General features: G+C 72.1%; 21 protein-coding genes. 8 read left to right on the top strand and 13 right to left on the bottom strand.

The window, feature by feature from the left end:
* The 9 genes from K3769_RS19450 to K3769_RS19410 all read right to left on the bottom strand — a co-directional run bounded on the left by K3769_RS19450 (window position 1) and on the right by K3769_RS19410 (window position 11,437).
* Window positions 1-2,271, bottom strand: a complete 2,271-nt coding sequence (locus K3769_RS19450; RefSeq protein ID WP_267027676.1) for a glycoside hydrolase family 3 N-terminal domain-containing protein — start codon at window positions 2,269-2,271, stop codon at window positions 1-3.
* Entirely contained in the window at window positions 2,268-4,202 is a 1,935-nt protein-coding gene (locus tag K3769_RS19445; protein ID WP_267027675.1) for a glycoside hydrolase 5 family protein, read from the bottom strand. The genes K3769_RS19450 and K3769_RS19445 overlap by 4 nt, the downstream gene beginning before the upstream one ends.
* A gap of 51 nt (window positions 4,203-4,253) precedes the next feature.
* Window positions 4,254-5,327, bottom strand: a complete 1,074-nt coding sequence (locus K3769_RS19440) for a LacI family DNA-binding transcriptional regulator (protein WP_267027674.1) — start codon at window positions 5,325-5,327, stop codon at window positions 4,254-4,256.
* Entirely contained in the window at window positions 5,324-6,151 is an 828-nt protein-coding gene (locus K3769_RS19435; RefSeq protein ID WP_267027673.1) for a carbohydrate ABC transporter permease, read from the bottom strand. The genes K3769_RS19440 and K3769_RS19435 overlap by 4 nt, the downstream gene beginning before the upstream one ends.
* A 15-nt stretch (window positions 6,152-6,166) precedes the next feature.
* Window positions 6,167-7,105, bottom strand: coding sequence for a carbohydrate ABC transporter permease (locus K3769_RS19430; RefSeq protein WP_267027672.1), 939 nt, complete (start codon window positions 7,103-7,105; stop codon window positions 6,167-6,169).
* Between the two features lie 64 nt (window positions 7,106-7,169).
* Window positions 7,170-8,462, bottom strand: coding sequence for an ABC transporter substrate-binding protein (locus K3769_RS19425; RefSeq protein ID WP_267027671.1), 1,293 nt, complete (start codon window positions 8,460-8,462; stop codon window positions 7,170-7,172).
* Window positions 8,463-8,744: 282 nt separating this feature from the next.
* Window positions 8,745-9,323: a PepSY domain-containing protein gene (locus tag K3769_RS19420; protein ID WP_267027670.1), complete on the bottom strand. Its 579-nt coding sequence runs from the start codon at window positions 9,321-9,323 to the stop codon at window positions 8,745-8,747.
* Window positions 9,324-9,431: 108 nt separating this feature from the next.
* Complete coding sequence (locus tag K3769_RS19415) at window positions 9,432-10,748, bottom strand: sensor histidine kinase (protein ID WP_267027669.1); 1,317 nt, start codon at window positions 10,746-10,748, stop codon at window positions 9,432-9,434.
* The gene (locus K3769_RS19410) at window positions 10,745-11,437 is read right to left on the bottom strand and encodes a response regulator transcription factor (RefSeq protein WP_267027668.1); all 693 of its coding nucleotides are present in this window, start codon (window positions 11,435-11,437) and stop codon (window positions 10,745-10,747) included. Before K3769_RS19410 ends, K3769_RS19415 begins: the two co-directional genes overlap by 4 nt.
* A gap of 102 nt (window positions 11,438-11,539) precedes the next feature.
* Here K3769_RS19410 and K3769_RS19405 point away from each other — a divergent pair, with 102 nt between their 5' ends.
* The 4 genes from K3769_RS19405 to K3769_RS19390 all read left to right on the top strand — a co-directional run bounded on the left by K3769_RS19405 (window position 11,540) and on the right by K3769_RS19390 (window position 14,584).
* A complete protein-coding gene (locus K3769_RS19405) occupies window positions 11,540-12,061 on the top strand; it encodes a hypothetical protein (protein ID WP_267027667.1) in 522 nt (173 codons plus the stop codon).
* Between the two features lie 101 nt (window positions 12,062-12,162).
* Window positions 12,163-12,708, top strand: a complete 546-nt coding sequence (locus tag K3769_RS19400) for a hypothetical protein (protein WP_267027666.1) — start codon at window positions 12,163-12,165, stop codon at window positions 12,706-12,708.
* Between the two features lie 2 nt (window positions 12,709-12,710).
* Window positions 12,711-13,922 (top strand): sensor histidine kinase, encoded by a 1,212-nt coding sequence (locus K3769_RS19395; RefSeq protein ID WP_372514984.1) that lies wholly within the window; start codon window positions 12,711-12,713, stop codon window positions 13,920-13,922.
* Window positions 13,919-14,584, top strand: coding sequence for a response regulator (locus K3769_RS19390; protein ID WP_267027665.1), 666 nt, complete (start codon window positions 13,919-13,921; stop codon window positions 14,582-14,584). The genes K3769_RS19395 and K3769_RS19390 overlap by 4 nt, the downstream gene beginning before the upstream one ends.
* Window positions 14,585-14,649: 65 nt before the next feature.
* On the opposite strand, the gene K3769_RS19385 is transcribed toward K3769_RS19390, so the two are convergent.
* Window positions 14,650-15,066: an STAS domain-containing protein gene (locus K3769_RS19385; RefSeq protein ID WP_267027664.1), complete on the bottom strand. Its 417-nt coding sequence runs from the start codon at window positions 15,064-15,066 to the stop codon at window positions 14,650-14,652.
* A 433-nt stretch (window positions 15,067-15,499) separates the two neighbouring features.
* Here K3769_RS19385 and K3769_RS19380 point away from each other — a divergent pair, with 433 nt between their 5' ends.
* Entirely contained in the window at window positions 15,500-16,165 is a 666-nt protein-coding gene (locus K3769_RS19380) for a DUF1707 SHOCT-like domain-containing protein (protein WP_267027663.1), read from the top strand.
* A gap of 219 nt (window positions 16,166-16,384) precedes the next feature.
* On the top strand, window positions 16,385-16,588 hold the full coding sequence (locus tag K3769_RS19375) for a cold-shock protein (RefSeq protein WP_107014587.1): 204 nt from the start codon (window positions 16,385-16,387) through the stop codon (window positions 16,586-16,588).
* A 69-nt stretch (window positions 16,589-16,657) separates the two neighbouring features.
* On the opposite strand, the gene K3769_RS19370 is transcribed toward K3769_RS19375, so the two are convergent.
* Together K3769_RS19370 and K3769_RS19365 are read right to left on the bottom strand one after the other, a co-directional pair.
* On the bottom strand, window positions 16,658-18,730 hold the full coding sequence (locus K3769_RS19370) for a CASTOR/POLLUX-related putative ion channel (RefSeq protein WP_267027662.1): 2,073 nt from the start codon (window positions 18,728-18,730) through the stop codon (window positions 16,658-16,660).
* A 280-nt stretch (window positions 18,731-19,010) separates the two neighbouring features.
* Complete coding sequence (locus K3769_RS19365) at window positions 19,011-19,340, bottom strand: antibiotic biosynthesis monooxygenase family protein (RefSeq protein ID WP_267027661.1); 330 nt, start codon at window positions 19,338-19,340, stop codon at window positions 19,011-19,013.
* A 105-nt stretch (window positions 19,341-19,445) separates the two neighbouring features.
* Between K3769_RS19365 and K3769_RS19360 the strand changes: the two genes are divergently transcribed.
* Together K3769_RS19360 and K3769_RS19355 are read left to right on the top strand one after the other, a co-directional pair.
* A complete protein-coding gene (locus K3769_RS19360) occupies window positions 19,446-19,781 on the top strand; it encodes a hypothetical protein (protein WP_267027660.1) in 336 nt (111 codons plus the stop codon).
* A gap of 146 nt (window positions 19,782-19,927) precedes the next feature.
* Window positions 19,928-21,376, top strand: coding sequence for a WGR domain-containing protein (locus K3769_RS19355; RefSeq protein ID WP_267027659.1), 1,449 nt, complete (start codon window positions 19,928-19,930; stop codon window positions 21,374-21,376).
* Between the two features lie 162 nt (window positions 21,377-21,538).
* On the opposite strand, the gene K3769_RS19350 is transcribed toward K3769_RS19355, so the two are convergent.
* Window positions 21,539-22,036, bottom strand: coding sequence for a peptidylprolyl isomerase (locus K3769_RS19350; RefSeq protein ID WP_267027658.1), 498 nt, complete (start codon window positions 22,034-22,036; stop codon window positions 21,539-21,541).
* Window positions 22,037-22,135 lie beyond the last annotated feature (99 nt).

The following is a 22,135-nucleotide window of genomic DNA, read 5'->3' as shown; positions in this document are numbered from 1 at the left end:
TCACCCGACCGTGAGGGACACCCCACTGGTCCGGTCGGACGACGGGCCTGTCTCCAGGAGGAGTTCACCCGCCTCGACACCCACGGAGAGGTCGCGCGTCACCGAAGTGAGTGTGTCCGCGTCGATGTCGAACACGGCTTCCGCGCTCTCGCCCGGGGCGAGCCGAACCCGGGCGAACCCCCGCAGCTCCCTCGTCCTGGGCCACGAGGAGCCGCCCGACAGCCGCCGCACGTACAACTGCACGGTCTCGCACACCGGCCGCCGCCCCGTGTTGGTGACGGTGACCGCGCAGGTCAGCTCGGGCGAGTCCAGCGACACGTACGTACGCGACAGCGTCGGCTCGCCGTAGGACACCGACGTGTACGACAGGCCGTGGCCGAACGGATGGCGGGCGGACGCCGGTTGGTCGACGTATCCCCGGTAGCGGTGGTCCTTGCCGTTGTAGAAGACGGGCAGCTGTGCCGCCGAGCGCGGGACCGACACGGGGAGCCGTCCCTCCGGCTCCGCGCGGCCGAAGAGGACGTCGGCGACCGCACGGCCGCCCCAGGGCCCCGGATACCAGGCGCTCAGCACGGCGCCCGCGGTACGGGAGAGGTCCGGCAGCGCGTGCGGACGCCCCTGGATCAGGACCACGACGACGGGTGTGCCCGTGGCGGCCACGGCATCGATGAGCCGCAACTGAGCGACGGGCAGCGAGAGTTCGGCCAGATCGACGCCCTCACCGCAGGTCATGCCGCTCGGTGTGGCCGACCCGACCCGAGCGGCTCCGTTGTCGTCGAAGGCCGTTTCGGCGTCGCGGGCGCTGGAGCCGCCCAGCACCAGCACGGCCACCTCGGCCGCGGCGGCCAGGGCGACCGCTTCGGGGAGCGCGGACAGATCGGCGCCGGTCAGCGCGCACCCGACGGCGTGGGTGACCTCGACGCCGGCGGGCGCGGCCTCGCGGATGCCCCGCAGCACGGTGACGCCCGTCCCGGGCCGCTGGGGCGCGGTGTAGTCCCCGATCTGGTGCGGTACGGAGTCGGCGCCGGGCCCGAGCACGGCGATCCGCCGGGCCGCCGGACCCAACGGCAGCGTGGCCCCGTCGTGTTCGAGCAGCACGACGGATGCCCTGGCGATCCGCTCGCTCAACTCCCGCACGGGGTAAGGCGTTTCATGGGGTGCGCGCCCGGACGCGTACGGCTGCTCGAAGAGGCCGAGCCGGAACTTGAGCGCGAGGACCCGGGCGACGGCGGCGTCGAGCGCGGCCTCGGGAACGAGTCCACGGGTGACGGCCTCGGCCAGCCGGGGGAAGCAGGCGTCCCACAGGCTGAGGTCGCAGCCCGCCGACAGGGCCATGGCTCCCGCGGCCACCGGGTCGCCGGTGAGGCGGACCAGACGGTCGATGGCGCCGCCGTCCGCCATGACGATCCCGTCGTAGCCCCACCGCTCGCGCAGCAGCCCGGTCAGCAGGGGCTCATTGGCGACACAGGGCAGCCCGTCGAGTTCGTTGTACGCGGCCATCACCCCGGCCGCGCCCGCCCGGACGCCCGCGCGTGCCGCCGCGAGGTGGATCTCGTGGAGTTCCCTCGGCCCCAGTTCGGTGGCCGCGCTGTTGCGTCCGCCGACCGTGGCCCCCTGTCCGGCGAAGTGCTTGAGCACGACCGCGGTGTCAGCCCTGCGCATGCCGCGTACGAGCGCCTCCGTGAAACGGGCCGCCAGGTAGGGGTCCTCGCCGAAGCACTCCTCGGCGCGGCCCCAGCGCGGGTCGCGCACCAGGTCGAGGGCCGACACGAGCGCCACATGGCCGCCCCGGGCCCGCAGTTCGGCGCCCGCGGCCTCGGCGGCGGCCTCGTACAGGGCGAGGTCCCAGGTGGCGCCCACACCGAGGTTCACCGGCAGGAGGGTGCCGTCGAGGGCCTGGTGGCCGTGCGGCACCTCCTCCACGAACAGCACCGGCACGCCCAGGCGGGTGTTCTCCACGACGTGCCGCTGCACCTCGTCCGCGACCCGGGCACCGTCGGCCGCCGTGATGCCGTCCGCGAACCCGACCCCCGACCAGGGATCCGCGCGCTGGAGCCCGTACAGGGCGCCCATGCCGTCATGGGCGTCGACCTCGGTCCGGAAGGCGTCGGTGAGCCGGTGCCCGCCGGACGACGCCCGCTCGTAGGCGTCCCAGCCGTACAGGCGCTGGTTGACCTGGCCCACCTTCTCCCGGAGGGTCATACGGCCCAGCAGGTCCCCGACCCGGGTGTCGACCGGCGCGTCCGGGTCCCGGTAGAGCGGGCCGCTCATGTCAGCTCCAGGACGGCGACCCCGTACGGGGCGAGCCGCACGTCCGTCACCTGTGCGCCGGAGGTCACGTCGTGCAGGGTGCCGTCCGCCCGCGGGCGGACGGCCAGTTCCTCGGCGCACTGGCTGACCAGCCACACGAAGCGCCGTCCGTCCTCGTGCACGAGCAGGTCGGCGCCGACGTACGGGCTGTCGACGGTCACCGGGCGGTCGGCGCCCGCGAGATCGGCGAGCGCCGCGTACAGCCGGTGGGTCTGCTCCGGATTGACGTGGGCGGTGCGGGCGGCCATGTGCTCCAGCGGGTAGGTCGCGAGAACCGTGCGTCCGCTCCCGGTCTCCCGTACGAGGAGGGCGGGGCGGCCGTGCCCGTCGACGGCGACCACCCTGGCGTCGCGCGGGACCACCGGCAGATAGGCCCGGCTGTCCTCGTTGCCCGCCACCGGGAAGGTGAGGGTTTCACCGGCCGCGAGCGGCCCGAAGTCCTCGGTGAAGGTCATCTCCAGTACGTCGTCGGTGATGGGTTCGGCGACCCCGTACGACAGTTGCAGCTCGACCCCGAAGAGGCCGTCGAGGTCGTCGAACCACGGGCCGCGCGTGCCGGGGTGTTCGCCGGAGCAGAACGACAGGTAGACCGTCGCCCCCTCCTCCGCCCGGCGGGCCAGTTCACGCCGGGTGCGGGTGGTCAACTGCCGGGTGGCGGGCAGCAGATAGAGCTTGGCGTGGCCGGGGAGGTGGTCGGCCTCACGGACCAGTCCGGCCGGCAGGTCGGCGGCGCGCGCGGCGACGTACGCCTGGTGCAGCGAGGTGAAGATCAGCGGCCGGTCGGCCGGCCTGCTGTAGGGGTAGCCGCGCTCCAGGAACGCGGGCACCACCAGGGCGGCGTCGGTGTCGGCCCGGCGGCAGCGGGCGAAGTCCACGGCTTCCAACACAGCGGCGAACGCGGCGAGTTCGAGGAGCGGGGCCTTCGGTGCGCCCTGGCTGTCCGTGATGCCGAAGTGCATCTCGAAGGGGTGGTGGTCGTACGGCGAGCGGTCCCACAGGTCGTCGTAGTCGGTGTTGTTCCAGGCGATCCAGCCCGTGGCACCGCCGAGCAGGCTGTTGTGCAGGGTCTGCCGGTAGTAGATCCCCGCGTTCTCGGCCGAGACGGTGTCGGTGGAGAGGCCGAACTCCTCCAGCACGACGGGCTGTTCGGTCACCGAGGCCAGCTCGCACTCGAAGGCGGCCCGGTAGTGCTGGCGGGCCCTGTCGGTGTCCGAGCGGTAGACGTGCGGTCCGACGAAGTCGACGTACTCCGCGGTGTCCCGGAGGGAGAAGCCGTTGTCGCGGCCGGTCACCTCGATGCCCCAGGCGCCGTCCCCGAGCGAGACGGGCTGGGTGCCACCGGCCGCCCGTACGGCGTTGCACATGGCCTGCGCCCAGGCCGTGACGACGTCGGAGGAGGGAGGATTCTCCTGGTAGACGCGGCCGTAGCCGGGCATCTCGTTGGTGATGAGCCAGCCGGTGACCGCGGGGTGGTCCTTGAAGCGGCGGGTCATCTGCGAGGCGAACCACGCCTGGCGGCCGACCATCCACACGTCCTCGTACAGGTCCCGGCCACCGCGCCAGACGGGGTCCCAGTTCTCGCCGGACATGTGGCCGACGATGAAGGTGGGGACCGTGCCCATGCCCGCCTCGGTGTGGGCGTCGAGGAAGTCCGCGAACCGCTCGCACAGGGTCTCGTCGATCCGGTGCGGCTCGGGGTGGAAGTCGGGCCAGTAGAAGAAGGAGCGCGTCATGGTCAGACCGTGCTCGCGCAGCACTCGCAGTTCCTCGCGGACCGTCTTCGGGTCGTAGTCGCGCCACATCAGAGGGCCGCCCGTGCGGGACCAGAAGTTGGCGCCGAGCCAGGGCAGTACGGCGGAGTCGTGGGTCAGGTGGGCGCTGTGGCGTCGCATGGTCCTTCTCGGATCGATCGGGTGGTGCGTGTGCGGGCGTGGGGGGAGAGGTCAGGAGGGCGGTCTGCGGGGAACCGGGCCGGTGGACTCGCGCACGACCAGGCGGGGCCGGTCGTTCAGCGGCTCGGCCTCGACGTCCTCGCCGCACCGGGCGAGCAGGACCCGCGCGGCGGCGGCGCCGACCCGCTGCACCTGCTGGTCGACGGTGGTCAGCCGCGGGTGGAGCCAGCGGCCCAGCGGCAGGTTGTCGTATCCGACGACCGAGAGGTCGCGCGGGACGCGCAGACCGGCCCGCTGGGCGGCTCCCATTCCGCACACCGCCATGGAGTCGTTGGCGTAGACGATGGCCGTGGGGCGGTCGGCGGTGTCGAGCAGCGCGACGGTCGCGGCGACGGCCGACACCTCCGAGAAGTCCGTGTGCAGCACGGCGACCGGCCGCACCCCCGCTTCGCGCAGCGCCGCGTCGAAGGCGCCGTGCCGCAGCCTGGTGTGCTGCAACTCCTCCGGGCCCGCCACATAGGCGATGCGCCGGTGGCCGAGCTGCAGCAGGTGGGCGACGACCTCTTCGACGCCGGCCCCCTGCTGTCCGAGGCCGACGCTCGGCACCGCCGCCGCGCGGTCGGGAGCGCCGAGCAGCACCGCGGGCAGGCCGAGGCGGGCCAGCAGCGCGGGGCGGGGGTCGACGGCCCGTGCGTCGGTGAGCACCGCGCCGTCCACCCGGCCCTCGGCGGCCAGCCGCTCGTAGAGGACGTTCTCCTCCTGCGCCCCGGCCACCAGGTGCAGCAGCAACCCGTAACCGCGCGGGGCGAGTTCGCCCTCTATGCCGGTGATCAGCTCGCTGAAGTGGGGGTCCGCGCCCAGGACGTCGGTGGGGCGGCGCACGACCAGGGCGAGCGTACGGGTGCGGGCGCTGCGCAGGGCGGCGGCGGGCGCGCTGGGCGACCAGCCCAGCTCCAGGGCGGTGTCCAGGATGCGGCGGCGGGTCGTCGAGGACAGCCGCCCCTTGTCGTTGAAGGCCTGGGAGACGGCGGCGGTCGACACACCGGCGGCTGCCGCGACGGCCTTGATGGTGGGACGCCGCCCCGCCCTGTCCGCCGTGCCGGACTCCTCGGTGGGCGTGCTCACATCTTCACCGCCCCACTGACGAGCGCCTGCTGCATGCGCTTCTGCAGCACGGTGTAGACGACCCACACGGGGACCAGGGTGAGCACCGTGCCCGCGGTGAGGACGCCGTAGTCGGTGCCGGTGATCGACTTCAGGGTGGGCAGGGCGACCTGGACCGTGCGCTGCGCGGGATCGGGCCCGATGATCACGAGCGAGTACAGGTACTCGTTCCAGAAGGTGAGGAAGTTCAGCAGCAGGACCGTAGCGATGCCGGGCATGCACATCGGGATGTAGACGTGCCGCAGGACCGCGAACGTGGACGCCCCGTCCATGCGCGCCGCCTCCTCCATCTCCTTGGGGATGGTCCGCATGAACTGCACCAGGATCACCACCGACAGCGGCATCGCGGTCGCGGGCAGGAACAGCACCATGAACGTACGGGTGTGGAACAGGCCCGTCGCCGCGGCCAGCAGGAACGTCGGGAAGAGCGCGGCGAAGGTGGGGACGAGGAAGCCGAGCGAGAACACCTTCTCCATGACCGGGGCGAGCCGGCCGGTGGACCGGGCCAGCGCGAACGCCGCGGGCAGGGCCAGCCCCAGGGTCAGCACGAGCGCGAGGACCGTCACCAGCGTCGAGTTGACGACGGCGAGTCCGAGGTCGGCGCTGTCGAAGGCGGTACGGAAGTTGCCGAACCCGAACGAGGTGGGCAGGGCGAAGGGATGCGCGAAGATCTCGTCGTTGGTCTTGAAGGCCGAGGCGAGGAAGTAGTACAGCGGCACGATCAGCAGGACCGCGTAGGACCACACCAGGATGTGCGCGGGCAGCCAGCGCTTGCCGAGCTTCATGGTGAGCGGCTCCGATCAGTAGTTCTGGCGGAATGCGCGGCGGATGGTGAGCAGTCCGACGAGCCCGGCGAGGAAGAGGATGACGCCGACGGTCTGGCTGTAGCCCAGGTCGGCCGCGATGAACGCCTTCTGGTAGACGAGGAACGACAGGGTGGTGGACGAGCTGCCGGGGCCGCCCTGGGTGAGCAGCAGGACGTGCTGCGCGGAGCCGAAGAGCGTCCACAGGAACTGGAGCATCGTCACGACGCCGACGTAGTCGCGGATGACGGGGAAGTGGATGAGCCACATCGTCCGCCAGTGCCCGGCGCCGTCGAGCTGGGCCGCCTCGCCCAGTTCATCGGGCACGCTGCCGAGCCGGGCCGCGAAGAGTACGGCCGTGAAGCCGATCCCGGCCCACACGTCGAGTGCGATCAGACAGGCCAGCGCGGTGGACGGCGAGGCGAGCCAGGCGTCGGTGAGCGAGCCGAGGCCGACGGACTCCAGGGCGCCGTTGGCCAGCCCGTCAGGCGACAGGGCGGCGTAGAAGACCATGGCCTTCGCCGGGGTCGAGATGAGCCCCGGGATGAAGAGCAGATAGCGGATGACCCGGTGCCCCGGCGGCTTCTGCGCCACGTAGTAGCCCAGCATGTAGGCGCACACGATCATGATCGGCAGGGCGACGGCGAGCTGGACGGCGGTGTTGCGCACCGCGTCCCAGAACACCGGGTCGTCCATGACCGTACGCACGTTGCCGAGGCCGGCGAACGACACCGGTTGCAGCATGCCGGGCCAGTGCAGGGCCGCGACCACGAAGATCGCGACCATCGGCCCGACCATGAAGACCAGGTACCAGATCAGGGCCGGCACGGCGAGGACGGTGCCGCCCTGCCGGGGCGGGCGCCGCTCCGCGGTGGCGGACGGCGGTCCGGGACGGCGGACCGTGGTGTCGCCCGGGGTGGGCGTCAACGTCGTCATGCGGTGACTCCGATGGACTGGGGCGAGGGACGAGGGGGACACGGGGGAGGGGGCGGGGGATGGCTCATGCGGAGCGGTACGCGGCTTCCAGCGCGGCACGCACCTTGGCGGCGCCGGTGCCCCGGGTGAAGGACGTACTGGTCGCGGTGATCAGCGGCTGGGTCGCCGCGGGCGGCACGTACACATCGGGCAGCAGGACCTGGCTGACGTCGTTTCCCAGCCGCTGGGCCGCCGCGACCAGCGGGAAGTCCGTGCTCACCGTGTCGGAGCGCAGTGCCATGTCCCGTCCGCTCTCCTGGATGAACCGGGACACGGTGTCGGGGCGGTACATGAACCGCAGGAACTTCTCGACGGCGTCGATCTTCTTCGTACCGTTCGGACTGATCCAGAACCCGATCAGCGTGTACGTCCGCAGGATCGTCGGCAGCTTGTGCGCGGCGCCCTCGGCGAGCGGCCAGCCGCCCACGTCCGTGTGGCGGGCGACGGCCTCGGGCACCTTGGCGAGCGCCGACGACATCGCCGACTGGATGGCGGCGGACCGCGTGTTGTACTGCGTGGTCATCAGGTCGGAGGTCAGCCCCTGCGCCTTGTCCACGAACACCCCGGCGTCGCGCAGCGCCACGAAGTACTCGATGCCCTCCTTGGCGCCCCGGCTGCCGCTGAAGTCGCCGGTGGAGTAGACGTGCCGGGCCTCGTCCTCGGTGAGGAAGGTCTGGATGACCTGGGCGAGCAGCTTCTGCCCGGTCCAGTCGTTGCCGCCGGTGGTGACGGGTCCGATGCCCTTGGCCCGCAGCTTGCGGGCGGCGGCGATCAGCTGGTCGCCGGTGACCGGGATCTCGTCCACGCCCGCCTTGTCGAGGAGCGAGCGGTTGTAGGCGACCGGCCAGTTCGTGGCGAAGTAGGGGAAGGCCCGCAGCCTGCCCTTCCCGTCGGTCCAGGCGTCCAGGGCCACCGGCAGCACCCGCTCGCGCAGCCCCCAGTCGGCCATGTAGTCCTTGACGTCGACCGTGGCGCCGACGTCGGTCCAGGCCAGCGTCTTGTCGTAGAGGTTCACCATGACGACGTCCGGCTCCTTGCGGGCCAGCCGGGAGGTCTCGTAGACCTGGGCGAGGTCGTCGCCGTTGACGAGGTTCTTGACCTTGAGCCCCGGGTTCTCCTTGCGGAAGCGGTCCAGGGAGGCCAGATAGGTGGGCGATCCCGGCGCGGTGGTGCCCAGCTGGCTGTGCACGACGAGGGTGTCGGGATCCGAGTCCGCCGCGGCCAGCGCGGAACAGCCGGACAGAGCGGGCAGGGCGGTCGCGGCGGTGAGGCCGGAACCGGCGGCGAGGAAGCCGCGCCGAGTCAGCGGTGAGCGCACAGCGGGGTGTCTCCTACCAAGGCGGTTAACGAGTGGTTAATCGATGTACCTGCGGAAGTGCGAGGACTTTAGGAGGGGTTCCGCCTGCGGTCAAGACCCAGAGGGGTACGAGTGCCCCGAGGGGGTGCGGGGAACTGCGCGCTCGGCCCGAGCCGCCCCGGGAATGGGGAAGACCCCCAGCACCGTTTCCGGTCACCCCTTGGCGGGGCTGGGAGAACGGTGCTGAGGGTCGGTGGTCTTGCGCGGCGCGCCCGGTCGCCACCGGGCCGAACAGGGGCAGGCTCAGTCGTGGTGGCTGCCGTGGCGGCCGTCGTCCTCGGCACCACCGTGCTTGCCGGCGTCACCGTGGTCGTCGTCGGACTTGGTGCGGGACCGCGTGATCTCGCCGCTGCTCCGGTCGACGTGCACCTCGTACCGGCTGCCGTTCCTGAGGATCTTCACGCTCCACACCGCGCGGCCGTGTTCCGTCTCGGCCTCGATCTCGGTGAGGGTTCCGCCGCCCACGTGGGAGAGCGCGATCTCCCCGGCGCGTCGGCTGCCCACCGACGAGCCCGCGGGAGCGGTGGTGGTCGGAGCCGTCGTGGGCACCCCGGAGGGCGAGTGCGACTGCCACGGTGAGGCCGACGAGGTCGACGAGGTCGACGAGGCCGACGAGGTCGGCGCGTCGGAGGACGGTCCGGACGGAGCCGTGGCTTCTTCCGTGGCCTCTTCTGTGGCCTCTTCCGTGGTGGTGGCCGTTGCCGAGGCCGACGACGTGCTGCGGGCGCGTGACGTGTCGTCGCTGCCGCCCGCCAGCGCGGTGCCGGTGATCGCGGCGACGAGTGCTCCCGAGGTGAGCAGGACGAGTGATGCGCGCTTCATGACGAACCTCCTGTGTACCTGTGTACCTGTGTGCCTGGTGTCGGAGAGAGGTTCGCGCGGGCCGGGATAGGCCCGCGCTGCGGCAGTGCTAAGAGCGCGCTAAGGCGGTCATCCAGAGAGGGGAGGGGAGGCGGCCGGGGGTGTGCGGGGTGTGGGGGGTCCCAGTTCCAGGGTCACCCGGGCCCCGCCCGACGGGCCGGTCGCCAGGACCATGCGACCACCGCTGGACCGGGCGGCCCGGCGGGCGATGTCCAGGCCCAGGCCGGTGGACCCGCCGAGGCTCGCGCCCCGTCGGGCCAGGTCCGCCGACAGGCCGGGACCGTCGTCGGCCACGGTGAGCACGGCTCCGCCGCCGGCGCGGGGTGACAGCGTGACGCGGAAGGCGGTCCCGTCGGGAGTGTGGGCGAACACGTTCCCCAGCAACGCGTCCACGGCGGCGGCGAGTTCGTCCGCGGGGACCCCGACCGGCAGGGGGCCCTCCGCCGTGACGTCCAGGGTGACGGCCCGTCCGGTGTCCTCGGCCAGCACGGTCCAGAACGCCACCCGTTCACGGAGCTCCGGAGCCGCGTCGCACCGCGCGTGCGCGTCCGCCTCCGGGCGGTGCCTGGCCTGGCTGATCAGGCCGGTGACCGCCCGTTCCATGGCGTCCACGCGGGCCGCGATGCGGACGGCGTCGGTACCGGTCAGCGATTCCGCCTCCAGCCGCAGGGAGGTGAGAGGGGCGCGCAGCCGGTGGGAGAGGTCCGCGACCTGTTCGCGTTCCTCGCGCAGCAACTCCTGGATCCGGTCGGCCAGATGGTTGAGGGCGCTGGCGACCTCGCGCAGTTCGGGCGGCCCGTCGGGGCGGGCACGGGCCGAGAGGTCGGCCCGTGCGAGCCGGTGGGACACGGCGGACAGCTCCGAGATGGGGCTCACCAGGGCGCGGCTGAGGCGGTCCGCCACGAGCAGGCCCAGCAGCAGGAGCGCGACGCCCAGACCGGCGAGTACCAGCCAGGCCTGCGTGACCCCGCGGGTCAGTTCGGCGGCGGGCACGAAGGCGCGGATGACCGCCGTGCCGTCCGGGCGGCCGAGTACGGCCACGACGATCTCGCGTCCGTCGGCCCGCTCCACGGTCCGGCTGACCCCGGCCAGGCTCGCGAGCCGCACGGCACTGGTCCGCGCTGCCGGGGTGCCCAGGACCGACCCGTCGGCGAGGAACACGGTGAGTGGGCCCCGGGCCCCGGCGGCCACGTGCTCGACGCTGCCGCGCAGGGTCTCCGGGTCGGCGGTCCCCACCAGCGAGACCAGGCTCTGCGCGTCCGCGCTGGCGGCGACGGTGGCACGGTCCTGCGCGACCGTACGCAGCAGCAGCGCCAGGGGCACGACGAACGCGAGGAGCGCCAGGCACATGGTCGCCGCGACGAGCAGGGTCAGACGGCGTCTCACGCACGGTCCGCGGGCGCGCTCAGTCTGACACCGACACCTCGTACGGTGTGCAGATAGCGGGGTTCCTGCGCGCTCTCGCCGAGTTTGCGGCGCAGCCAGGACAGGTGGACGTCCACGGTCTTGTCGGCGCTTCCGTACGGCACCCGCCACACCTCGGTGAGCAGTTCCCGCTTGGTGACGACCTGGCCCGCCCGGCTGGCGAGATGGTGGAGCAGGTCGAACTCGCGGGGCGTGAGGTCGAGTACGGCGCCGGCCAGGCTCGCCTCGCGGGTGCCCGGATCGATGCGCAGTTCACCGACGACGGTGGCGGCGGCGGGTTCCCGGGAGTTGGTGCCGCGCCGCAGCACCGCCCTGATCCGTGCCTCCAGTTGGGCGGCGGTGAACGGCTTCACCACATAGTCGTCGGCGCCGGCGTCGAGCCCCCGGACGATCTCCGCCTCGTCGTCCCGCGCCGTCGCGATGATCACCGGGACGGGACTGACCGCCCGCAGCATGCGCAGCAGTTCGATGCCGTCGAGATCGGGCAGGCCGAGGTCGAGGACCACGAGATCGGGGCGCTCGTCCAGCGCGGTCTGCAGCCCGCCCATCGCGGTGTGCGCGGCGGCGACGGCGTGACCGCGCTCGCGCAGGGCGCGGAGCAGCGGCGTCCGTATCGTCGGGTCGTCTTCGACTATCAGGAGGTGAACCACAGCAGGCACGCTATCCGAGCGATCGGGCGGGCCCGGGCTGTTAACCATCCCTTAGGTTTCCCCGGTGCTCTCCTTATCCACGGCCGGGGCATAGTCGTACGCATGCCATCCCGCACCTTTCTCGCCCTGGCCGGCTGGACGGCCGCCGCCGTGGCCGCCACGCTCACCGGCCTGGCCGCCGTCGAGGTCATCGGGGACGGGATCACCGGCTCCTCCGACGGCGGCACACTCAGTTCCCAGCAGGTCGAGCGGCAGCTCGACGCGGCGAAGGCCTCGTCGTCGGCCGGGCCCGACGGGGGAGGGGACGGCGCGACGCCGAGCGCGACGTCCGGCACCCGGGAGCCGACGCCCACGCCTACCGCCGCGACCGCACCCGCCGCCACCGCCGCCGGGGTGCGCAAGACGTTCTCCGCCCCGGGCGGCACGGCCATCGCCACTTGTGAGGGAACGACCGTACGGCTGCTGTCCTGGGCGCCCGCCCAGGGGTACGGGGTGAAGAGCGCCGATCCGGGCCCCGACGACGAACACGCCGAGGTGAGGTTCGAGGGCGCGGCGGGCAGGGCCGAACTGCGTGTGCGCTGCACGGACGGCCGCCCGACCGGATCGTGGAAGCTGGACGACTGACACGCGCCCCCCCGCGGTGGAGGAGACGTGGGCCGGACTCCACCCGTACTTCCACCCATGGGTCCAGGCGTGAGAGGCCCGCGAACGACAGCCTTGGGCACATGACCACCACCGACTGGCTCACCGATGTCGCCCTCGTACTCGTCGTCTTCCGGCAGTTGCGGGAAGGCCGTCTGGACCTCAGGTCCTATCTGATCCCGCTGGGGATCGTGGCTTTCGTAGCCTCCCAGTACCTGCACACCATTCCCACCGCGGGCAACGACCTGGTGCTGATCGGAGCGCTGGTCGGCGTCGGCGCGGCGCTCGGCGTCGCAGGCGGCGTCTACACCCGGATCCGCGGCGCCGGCGGACACCTCTTCATCAAGGCAGGCGCCGTATCGGCGATCCTGTGGGTGCTCGGCATGGGGGCGCGCATGGCATTCCAGGTGTGGGTCGACCACGGCGGCGCCGACGACGTGGGCCGGTTCAGCGTCACCCACGACATCACCACCTCACAGGCCTGGGTCGCCGCGTTCGTGCTGATGGCGCTCACCGAGTTGGTCACCCGGCTGGCGACGATCTTCGTCAGGAGCCGGCGGGCGACGCGCGAGCCGCAGCCGTCCATGGGTACGCGCCCCGCGGCCACGGCCCTCGACCACACGGTCTGACCGTGGGTTATGGTCGCGGCGTGTCCGCATCGGCGAGTGCCCCGCACCCCGGGCCGGCTCCCGACGGGGAGCCCGGCCCCCGGGTCGTGCCCCGCCAGGACCCGCGGCTGCAGTGGGCCATCAGCCTGGCGGTCGTGGTCGCCGCGATCGTGACCGTCCGGCCGCTGGCCACCAGCGGCCGTGGTCTGCTGGTGGCCGCCCTGCTCGTGGTCAGCTCCGCGGCCCTGATGGCGCGGCACCTTCCCGAGGCCAGGTTTCCGCCGCGCGTCGCGCTCGTCTGGCTGACCACGGGGGTCGTCGCGTCCGCGGCCCTGATCGGGGTCGGCCGCACCGGCTCCACGTATCTGTTCGCGTACTTCCTCGTCGGCCACATCGGCTACCGACTTCCGCTGAAGCAGGCCCTCCCGCTCGCCGTCCTGACCAGCCTTCTCTGCGGCGGTGTCCTGTACTTCCGCCTCGGCCCCGGCCACGAGGCGCTGCACTGGACCCTCGGCCTCACCGTCGGCGCTCCGGTGGTGGCGGGGATCCTGAGCCGCAGCAGGCAGCGCGCCATGGAGGCGGTGCTCTCGTCCGCCGCGTCCGCCGAGCGGGCCGCCCGCGCCGAGGCCCGTACCGCCGTACTCACCGAACGCGGTCGCATCGCCCGGGACGTCCACGACGTACTGGCGCACTCGTTGGCCGGGATCAACATGCAGTTGGAGCTGGTGGACGCCCTGATCGACACCGGCGACCTGGAAAAGGTCCGCGAGGCGAACGGCAAGGCGCACAGCTTGGTCAAGGAGAGCCTGAAGCAGGCCCAGTGGACCGTGCACGCGCTGCGGGAGGACGCGCTTCCGCTGCTCGGCAGCCTGAGCGCGATGGTCGAGTCCTCCGGCCACCGCGACGGCCTCACCGTCACCGGAACCGTCCGCGAACCGCCCGTCCAGGTCACCCAGCACCTGCTGCGCGTCGCCCAGGAGGCGCTGACCAACGCCGCCCGGCACGCTCCGGGCGGCGACGCGGGGGTGGAGCTGACGTTCGACGCCGCGTCGACGACACTGCGCATCCGCAACGGGCCCGCGACCCGCGCGGTGACCGCGGGCGCCGGCAGCGGAATGGGGCTGATCGGGATGCGGGAGCGCGTCGCCCTGCTGGGTGGCACCATGACGGCGGGCCCGGTGACGGAGGGCCCCGACCAAGGCGGCTGGCAGGTGGAGGCAGTGATCCCGGGATGAGCGAACCGACCGATGAGCCGCAGCAGTTGAAGGTGATCGTCGCCGACGATCAGGCGGCCGTCCGTGAACCCCTTGCCGCGGTGCTCGGCATGTCCGAGGACATCGACGTCGTCGCCGCCGCGGCGGACGGCACCGAAGTGCTCGCCGCCGTGGCCGCCGCACCGGTGGACGTCGTCCTGATGGACCTGCGCATGCCCGTGCTGGACGGCATCGAGACGACCCGCCGGCTGAGCGAGGAACACCCCGAGGTCGCCGTGGTGGTGCTCACCACCTTCGCCGACGACGACTCGATCCTGGCGGCGCTGGGCGCCGGCGCGCGCGGCTACCTGACGAAGAACGCGGGGCGCCAGGACATCGTGCGGGCGATCCGCGCCGCCGCCGCGGGCCAGTCCGTACTCGACCGCGAGGTCCAGGACCGGCTCCTCGCCACCGCCCGAGCCCGCCCGTCCGCCACGGACCGGGCGCTTCCGCCGGACCTGACCCCGCGCGAGCGCGAGGTGCTCACCCTCATCGGCCGGGGCCTGCCGAACCGGGCCATCGCCGAGAAGCTCTTCATCAGCGAGGCCACGGTCAAGACCCACATCAACAACCTGTTCGCCAAGGCCGCCATCCGGGACCGCCCCGACGCCGTCCGCCGGGCCATCGCGGCGGGCCTGGCCTGACTCCCGCGCCCGGGCCCTGTCGCCGTTCTCTCGTCCTCCTGCTCCGTCCTCTTGCCTCCGTCCTTCTACTCGGCCGGGACTCGTATCGGTGCGGCAGCGACGTGTGCGCGTTCGCCCCGCGGGCCGTCGAGGGTGGCCGACAGCGGGATGTGGTCCAGCGCGGTGAGCCGCAGCAGGAGCCGGATGCGCGGCTGGTCGCTGATCAACTCGATGTGGCCGCTGCGGGCGCGGGCGCGTTGGTGGGCGCGGTTCAGCAGGTGCAGCCCGCTGGAGTCCATGAAGGACACCGGCCGCAGATCGACGATCACGTGCGGGACGGGCTGCCCGGTCACGGCGTCGAGGTCGACGGCGATCCTGTCGACGGTGAAGACGTCGATCTCTCCGTGGAGTTCGACCACCGTGACGTCGCCGTGCGGAAAGCAGCGAGCATGGGCGCTCGGCGGATCCGTACCGGGCAGAGGGCAGGAGATGGGCAGCGGCATGATGACCTCACCGTGAACGTCGTCCGGGCCTCCGCGCACCGCGCCACGGCGATACGGAGGTCGAGCTGATCTGTTGCTGCGGGCTCACGGGGTCCAGGTCGCCTCTTCCGCACCGTAGGGCGCGAGGGACGCGCAGAAACGATATGCCTGTCCGACGGATCACTCGATCGTATGAATAACGGGCAAGTAGCTTGCGGTGAGTTGGCGAAGGAACTTGATTGGACGCGGTTGTTGCCGCGACCGGACCTCGGCATGATGGACGGCGCATGACGTGAACCGGCGCCGACCGCCGCCTCTCCGCCGCCGACCGCCGCTTCTCCATCGCCTCGCCATCGAAGACCCGGCCGGAACGCCTGTCGCGATACAGCGCTAGTCTTCTCCCGCGTCGCCGACCGCGTCGCGCGGAGATGTTCGACCGGACCAGGACGGAAGCATGTCGGAAGAGATCTCGCCCACCGGGAAGCCCTCCGGCCCCGGTTCGCCACCCGACCTGCGCGCCTCCCACGCGGACCGGGACCGGGTGGTGGACGTGCTGCGTATTGCGGCGGGGGACGGCCTGCTGACCGCGGACGAGCTGGACGAACGCCTCGAAGTCGCCCTGTCCGCGCGGACGCTGGGCGAACTGGCCACGCTCACCACCGACCTGCCGCCCACGGTGGCCACGGCCGGCGGCGCCGGGGTCGAGGCCAAGGCCAAGGACATGGTCCGGATCGAACAGGCCTTCAGCGGCGCGATCCAGCGCGTGGGCGCCTGGGTGGTGCCCCGGAGGCTGGAACTCGCGGTCACCTTCAGCGAGGTGACACTCGACTTCACCGAAGCGGTGATCACGCACGACACCCTGCGGATCGACGTGGCCATGACGGGAAAGACCCTGACGCTCGTCACCAGGCCGGGCATCGTGGTCGACATGGACGCGCTGCAACTGGTCCACAGCAAGGTCAAGTACCGTCAGGCGCCCGCGCTTTCCGACACACCGGTCGTGCTGCGCGTGGAACTGGTCGGGCAGAAGGCCCACGGCCGCGTGGTGGTGCGCCCCGTCCGGCGGACGTTCGTCCAGTGGCTGCTGCGCAGGCCCGCGTCCCGTCCCACGGGCGCCTGACTCAGGTCAGTCGATCCACCATGCCGGCCCCGCTTCAGGATCATGCCCGTTGCTCTCTGGTGGTAGCCGGTTCCGCGGTGTAGCGTCATCCCCAGATGTCGTGGTTCGCAGTACCTGCCCGCGCTCCGGTGCGGGCATTTTGCTGTGCAGTGCTGGACCAGGGCGATCACCTCCGGGCCCACGCGGTGTGGGTCCGATAGCGACTGGAAGGGCACGAACATGGCCAAGGGAACTGTGAAGTGGTTCAACGCCGAGAAGGGTTTCGGCTTCATCGAGCAGGAGGGCGGCGGTCCTGACGTCTTCGCCCACTACTCGAACATCAACGCCTCCGGCTTCCGTGAGCTGCAGGAGGGCCAGGTCGTGAACTTCGACGTCACGCAGGGCCAGAAGGGCCCGCAGGCGGAGAACATCACCCCCGCCTGACCCGTCTGACCCGCACGGCCGGACTTCGGTGGCCCCCGGAACATCCGTTCCGGGGGCCACCGCCGCGTGTCACCCGTCCGCGCCCTTCTCTCTTCGCGTCCGGTCCTGCTCCGGGCCGTCGTGCGACGGCCGCCGTCCCGGTGATCCGCCCGACGGCGCGATGTCGTCCCCCCGGTCGTGGCGCATACCGGGTACCGCGTCCAGGGCGCCGTGCGGCCGGTCGGGCCGGGCGGACTCGTTCGCCACGACGACCACCTCGTCCCGCGCGTTCCACACGCGTCGTTCGGTCTTGGCCGGACCGAGCCGCAGTTCATGACCGTGACCGGCGCCCGCCTCCGGGTCGATACGGCGGTAGCCGACGGCACATTCGCTCCGCTCCCGGGCAGCCGCTACGACGGTCGCGAACGACGCCTCGCACCCGGTCGGCGTGTAGTGATGGGCCGGACGCAGATGGACCGAGGCGCCGTGGGCCGCGAACAGTTCCCCGAACACGGCGGCCAGCCCCGGGTTGTGCGCGATCTGAGCCATCAGCAGGCTGGTCAGTTCACCCCGGATGACGACATCGGATGCCGGGCCCAGCGGCGCGAGGGCTCGGTTGCGGTGGTCGCCGAGCTCCGCGACCACCGGCAGGATCCGGCCCGCGCGAAGCTCCAGCTCCCGCAGTATCAGCAGAGTGACCAGAACTCCGTCGTCGGGATGCCCCGGCCCGTCCACGGCGTCCGCCCCGAGCACGATCACCGTGTCGTATCCGAAGAGATCCAGGTCCGGCAGGCTCTCCGGGTGCAGCAGTTCGCCCCTCCGGCACGAGACGGTCAGCCGTGCCGAGTCCCCCGGCGAACAAGCCTGCTCCTGGACGGGGGCCGCCGGTGTCTCGTCGACGACGACATCCAGTACGGACCCCGCAGCGACGCTGTCGCGCAGTGCCTCCACCAGCAGGGGCGCGCGGCGGTTCCAGCCGAGCAGCAGCACCCGCACCGGCCCGACGGGATCCGGCCGCGGCGCCGCGAACGAGGTCCGGTCCACGTACGCGCCGAAGTCGGCCGGCGCCTCCCGGACGGCGTCGTGCGCGATCACGATGAGCCGGTCTCCCGGGCCGACGACGGTGTCCGGAGCTGGGCTGAGCCGCGGCTGCCCGTCCGGACTCAACAGCCCCACCACCACAGCCCGTTCGAAGCACAGCAGCAGCTCTCCGAAGCGAGCGCCCGCGGGCCCCTGCCGGACGAACCGGGGCACCTCCACGAGATGGAATTCCGCGCCGGAGAAATCGAGGAGGTCACGCAGCACCTCGCCCACCCCGGTGCGCCGCGCCGACTGCACCAGCAGCCTCGCCGTCGTCGCGTCCGTCTCCACGATCGTGCCGCGGCCACCCGCCGCGAGCCGGGCGGCGGGCAGCTGACGGCGGTCGCGCACGGCCGCGACGACGGGCGGACCGGCCTCGTCACCGAGCACCGCCCGCAGGGCCAGCAGCACGCGTACGACTTCACTGTCCGCGTCCGGAGCCTCCGAGGGCAGAACCAGCACGGAACTGGCGGCCCGCGGAGTGACAAGGGCCAGGGTGTCGACCGTGGTCAGCGAACCGCTCCGGCAGACCAGCCGGACAGCGGAGCCGCGCCCCAGGGACGCGGTGAGTGCCTCCTGCATCTCGGCGACGTCCCGGTCGGCCAGAACGGCGATCACACACCGGGCGCCGGCCCGGGCCGCGGCCAGTTCACCCACCACCGTGAACACCTGGTCCGACCAGCCCAGGACAACCGCGTGCTCCTGCTCAAGCACCATCGAGCGGCCCCGCCGCAACTCGGCCAGCCGTTCACCCAATCCGGTGGTGATCACGCCCACCAGAGTCGACACGCACAGCAGCGCGACGACCCCCAGCAGCACCGACAGCGCCATCCGCACCGGCGCACCGGTCGGCGCGCCGAGCCGCAGCGTCTCCGCGCTGGTCCGCCACACCTCCGACAGGCGGCCCGACAGCGACCGCGGCGAGCCCGGATCGGTCCACACCACCAGCGCGCTGACGGGCACCACCACCGCCAGACAGGACAGCACCAGCCAGCTCACCAGCATCCCCGTGCTGCGGGCCAGCGTGGTGTCGAACCGGTAGCGTGCCCGGTCCCGTAAAGAGGTCGGCCGTTGCCGCTCCACCGCGTACCCCCGCTTCCCCCGCCCGCCAGGGACGGCGCCGCCGACACACACCAGGGGCACCACCGTCCGCACGTGAAACGGCAGTGCCCTGGTCCGGCAAGAGTGCTGGTCCGACGGCGAGGACACGCCCGGACGCGAGGACGTTCATCCTTTCGGGACACGTCACGTTTACTCGGCGGCGGGCGGCGGGCGGCGGTCAGGGATCGTCGCGGCGACGGTCGGCTTACGCCAGTGGCCCCTGGCCCCAGTTGCCCCAGTGGCCTGTGGCGGGCGGGGGTGACTACGCGCCGGACGGTGCGGTCTGCTGCACCACCTCGAAGGACCACAGCGTGGAACCGCTCGCCGCCGGCTTGGGCCGCTCACCGCCCTCGGCGCCGCCGCCCTGGTGGGCCGACTTCATGTTCCCCTCCATCCACGCGGTGAAGGACTCCTCGTCACGCCACCGCGTGTAGACGAGGTAGCTGTCGGTGCCCTCGGTCGGGCGGAGGAGTTCGAACCACTCGAAGCCGTCGGAGTTCTCGACGGCGCCCGCGCGGGACGCGAACCGCTTCTCCAGAAGTTCCCGCTGCTCGGCCGGGACGGTCAGGACATTGATCTTGACTACGCTCATGAGCCCATCCTGCCGTCACCACGCCGGGCGACGGACGACGGGGTCGCCGTGGCGCCCCACGGCCTTGCCGCGCCACCTGACCGGCATACGGACAGAATCATCCGTATGAACGCGCACGACGGACCGCGGAAGACTCCCGACGGCCACCACGTCGTCATCAAGGGGCGGAAATGGCGGGCCACGGATCCCTCCCTGCCCGAGGACGTCGCGGCCCGGCTGCGACGCCATCTCATGGCGGCCCGCCGTGCGGTCCGTTCGGCGACCACCGCCGACGACGCGGCGGCCGAGCGGCTGGCACGCGCACGCGTGCAGCAGGCGAAGACCGCGTTGGGGGAACGGGGCACACCCTGGTGGGAACAGTCCCCGGACCAGCGCCGCCGCCGCTGGGAGGGCCACCTCGCGAAGCTCGACGCGGACGCGCCGGACCAGCAGGACAGCTGATCCGGGCCCCTCTTCCGAGGACGGGCGTGCCCGTGCCCGGCCGGATGTACCGGCCTGATCGCCTGAGTGTCAGTGCCTGCCTCTACGGTGTGAGCAGTGGGACCCGCCGGAAAGACCGCGGGGCCTGTTCCGGGGAGGGAACTGTCATGGCTGGTGGGTCCGCGTCGACGACGTATCTGGAGCTGTCGCAGGAGGACGGCGCCGCGCACAAGTTCTACGAGGTGGCCGTGGACGGCCTGGTGGTGACGGTGCGGTACGGACGCATCGGCGCCGCCGGACAGACACAGACGACGACGTTCCCCACGGTGGACAAGGCGCGCGCCGCCGCCGCGAAGAAGGTGGGGGAGAAGGTCCGCAAGGGATATGCCCCCGCGATCGCCGGACAGCGTGCGCCCCGTGCGGTGACGCGGCGTCAGGTGGCGTCGGCCCCCTCCACCGCGCGGGCCGTGGCTCCGGTGCTGTGGCGTTTTCGTACCGGCTCGTCGGCGTTCGGCATCCACGTCGACGACGACCGCTGCTGGGTCGGCAACCAGGCGGGCGATGTCTACACCCTGGACCACGACGGCGGTGTCCTGGCCCGCTTCAGCCTGCCGGACGGGGTGAAGTGCCTGGTCGCCGACGACTTCTGGATCTACGCGGGCTGCGACGACGGCCGGGTCTACGACCTGTCCTCGAAGCTGCCGTTCGCGGCGTACGACGTGGCGGCGGACGTCGACATCTTCTGGCTGGACATCCACGAGGGCGTCCTGAACGTGTCGGACCGCGAGGGCCGGCTGACCGTCATCGACCACGAGGACGAGCACCAGTGGTCCCGGCGCAGTTCCGGCGAGCACGCCTGGATGGTCCGCGCCGACGACCGTGCCGTCTACCACGGCCACCAGAGCGGGGTGAGCGCCTACGCGCCGGACGGCAGCGGCGAGTTGTGGCACACGCCGACCCGCGGCGGGGTCCTGTTCGGCTGGCAGGAGCAGGACGCCGTGTTCGCGGGAACCGCGCACCGCGTGGTCCAGCGGCTGTCGAAGGCGACGGGTACGGTCGAGGCCACCTATGCCTGTGACAGCGCCGTCTACTCATGCGCCACCTCGCCCGGCGGACGCTTCGTCTTCGCCGGGGACGCCTCCTCGTCGGTGTACTGCTTCGACCGGGACGGCACGCGCCTGTGGAAGCTCGGCACCGGCGGCGGCTCGGCGCTGTCGATGCAGTACCGCGAGGAGCGGCTGTACCTGGTGACCACGGACGGCTCGCTGGTCTGCGTGGACGCGAGCGAGGCGGCCATCACGGCGGCCCAGCAGGGTACGGTGCCGGTCGCCCGGGACGTCAAGCTCGCCGCGGCACTGCCGACCTACGCACCGGCCACCGCCGCCACCTCGCTGGCCAGCGTCTCCCAGGCTCCCGCCGGAGCGATCGTCGTCGAATGCGTCCAGACGACCGGCCGCCTGCGCGTCCACGTGGTGTCGGAGGGCTACGACCACTCCTGGAACGTCCAGTTCCCGCGCACGATACGAGAGCCCGGAGCCCGCTACGTCGTGGACGCCCTGCACCCGGCGGCGGGCGGCTTCTACCGGGTCCGCGGCGACATCCGCCGCCTGCTGTAGAACGGCCCGGCGGCCCGGCCTCCGCCGACCTCCATGCCGCCGGGCGGCCCGCACGGCGGTTCGTACCGTCGGGGAAGGAACCGCCTGGCTGCGCGAACCCCGGGGACGGGGGCGGGCGCGGGCCCCGGGTCGGCGTCGCCGCCGACCCGGGGGGCGCGGACGCTACTTCTCCAGGGCGCCCGAGGCGGCGATCACGATCTTCGCGCGGGTGGTACCGGAGCGCGAGCCCAGGGACTCGATCTTCCGCACGAGGTCCTGGCCCTCGACGACCTCACCGAAGACGACGTGCTTGCCGTCCAGCCACGAGGTGACCACCGTGGTGATGAAGAACTGCGAGCCGTTGCTGTTCGGGCCGGCGTTCGCCATGGACAGCAGGAACGGCTTGTCGTGCTTGAGCTTGAAGTTCTCGTCGTCGAACTTGGCGCCGTAGATGCTCTTGCCGCCCGTGCCGTCGCCGCGGGTGAAGTCACCACCCTGGAGCATGAAGTCCGGGATGACACGGTGGAAGCCCGAGCCCTCGTATCCGTAGCCGTGCTGGCCGGTGGCCAGCTCACGGAAGTTCTGCGCCGTCTTGGGGACGACGTCGTCGTACAGGTCGAAGACGATGCGGCCGGCGGCCTCGCCGTCAATGGTGATGTCGAAGAAGACGTTGGTAGACATAGGGGGATCCTTTCACGTCGCCGCGCCCCGCCCGGGGCCCACCCTGGTGCGCCGCCCGAGAAGCCCAGTTTCCGGCGGTTTCCCGTCCGCGGAGCGAAC

It is taken from the genome of Streptomyces ortus (assembly GCF_026341275.1).
Taxonomy (GTDB): domain Bacteria; phylum Actinomycetota; class Actinomycetes; order Streptomycetales; family Streptomycetaceae; genus Streptomyces; species Streptomyces ortus.
Note: the sequence above shows the minus strand (reverse complement) of the source record. Positions and strands in the feature narration are given on the sequence as shown.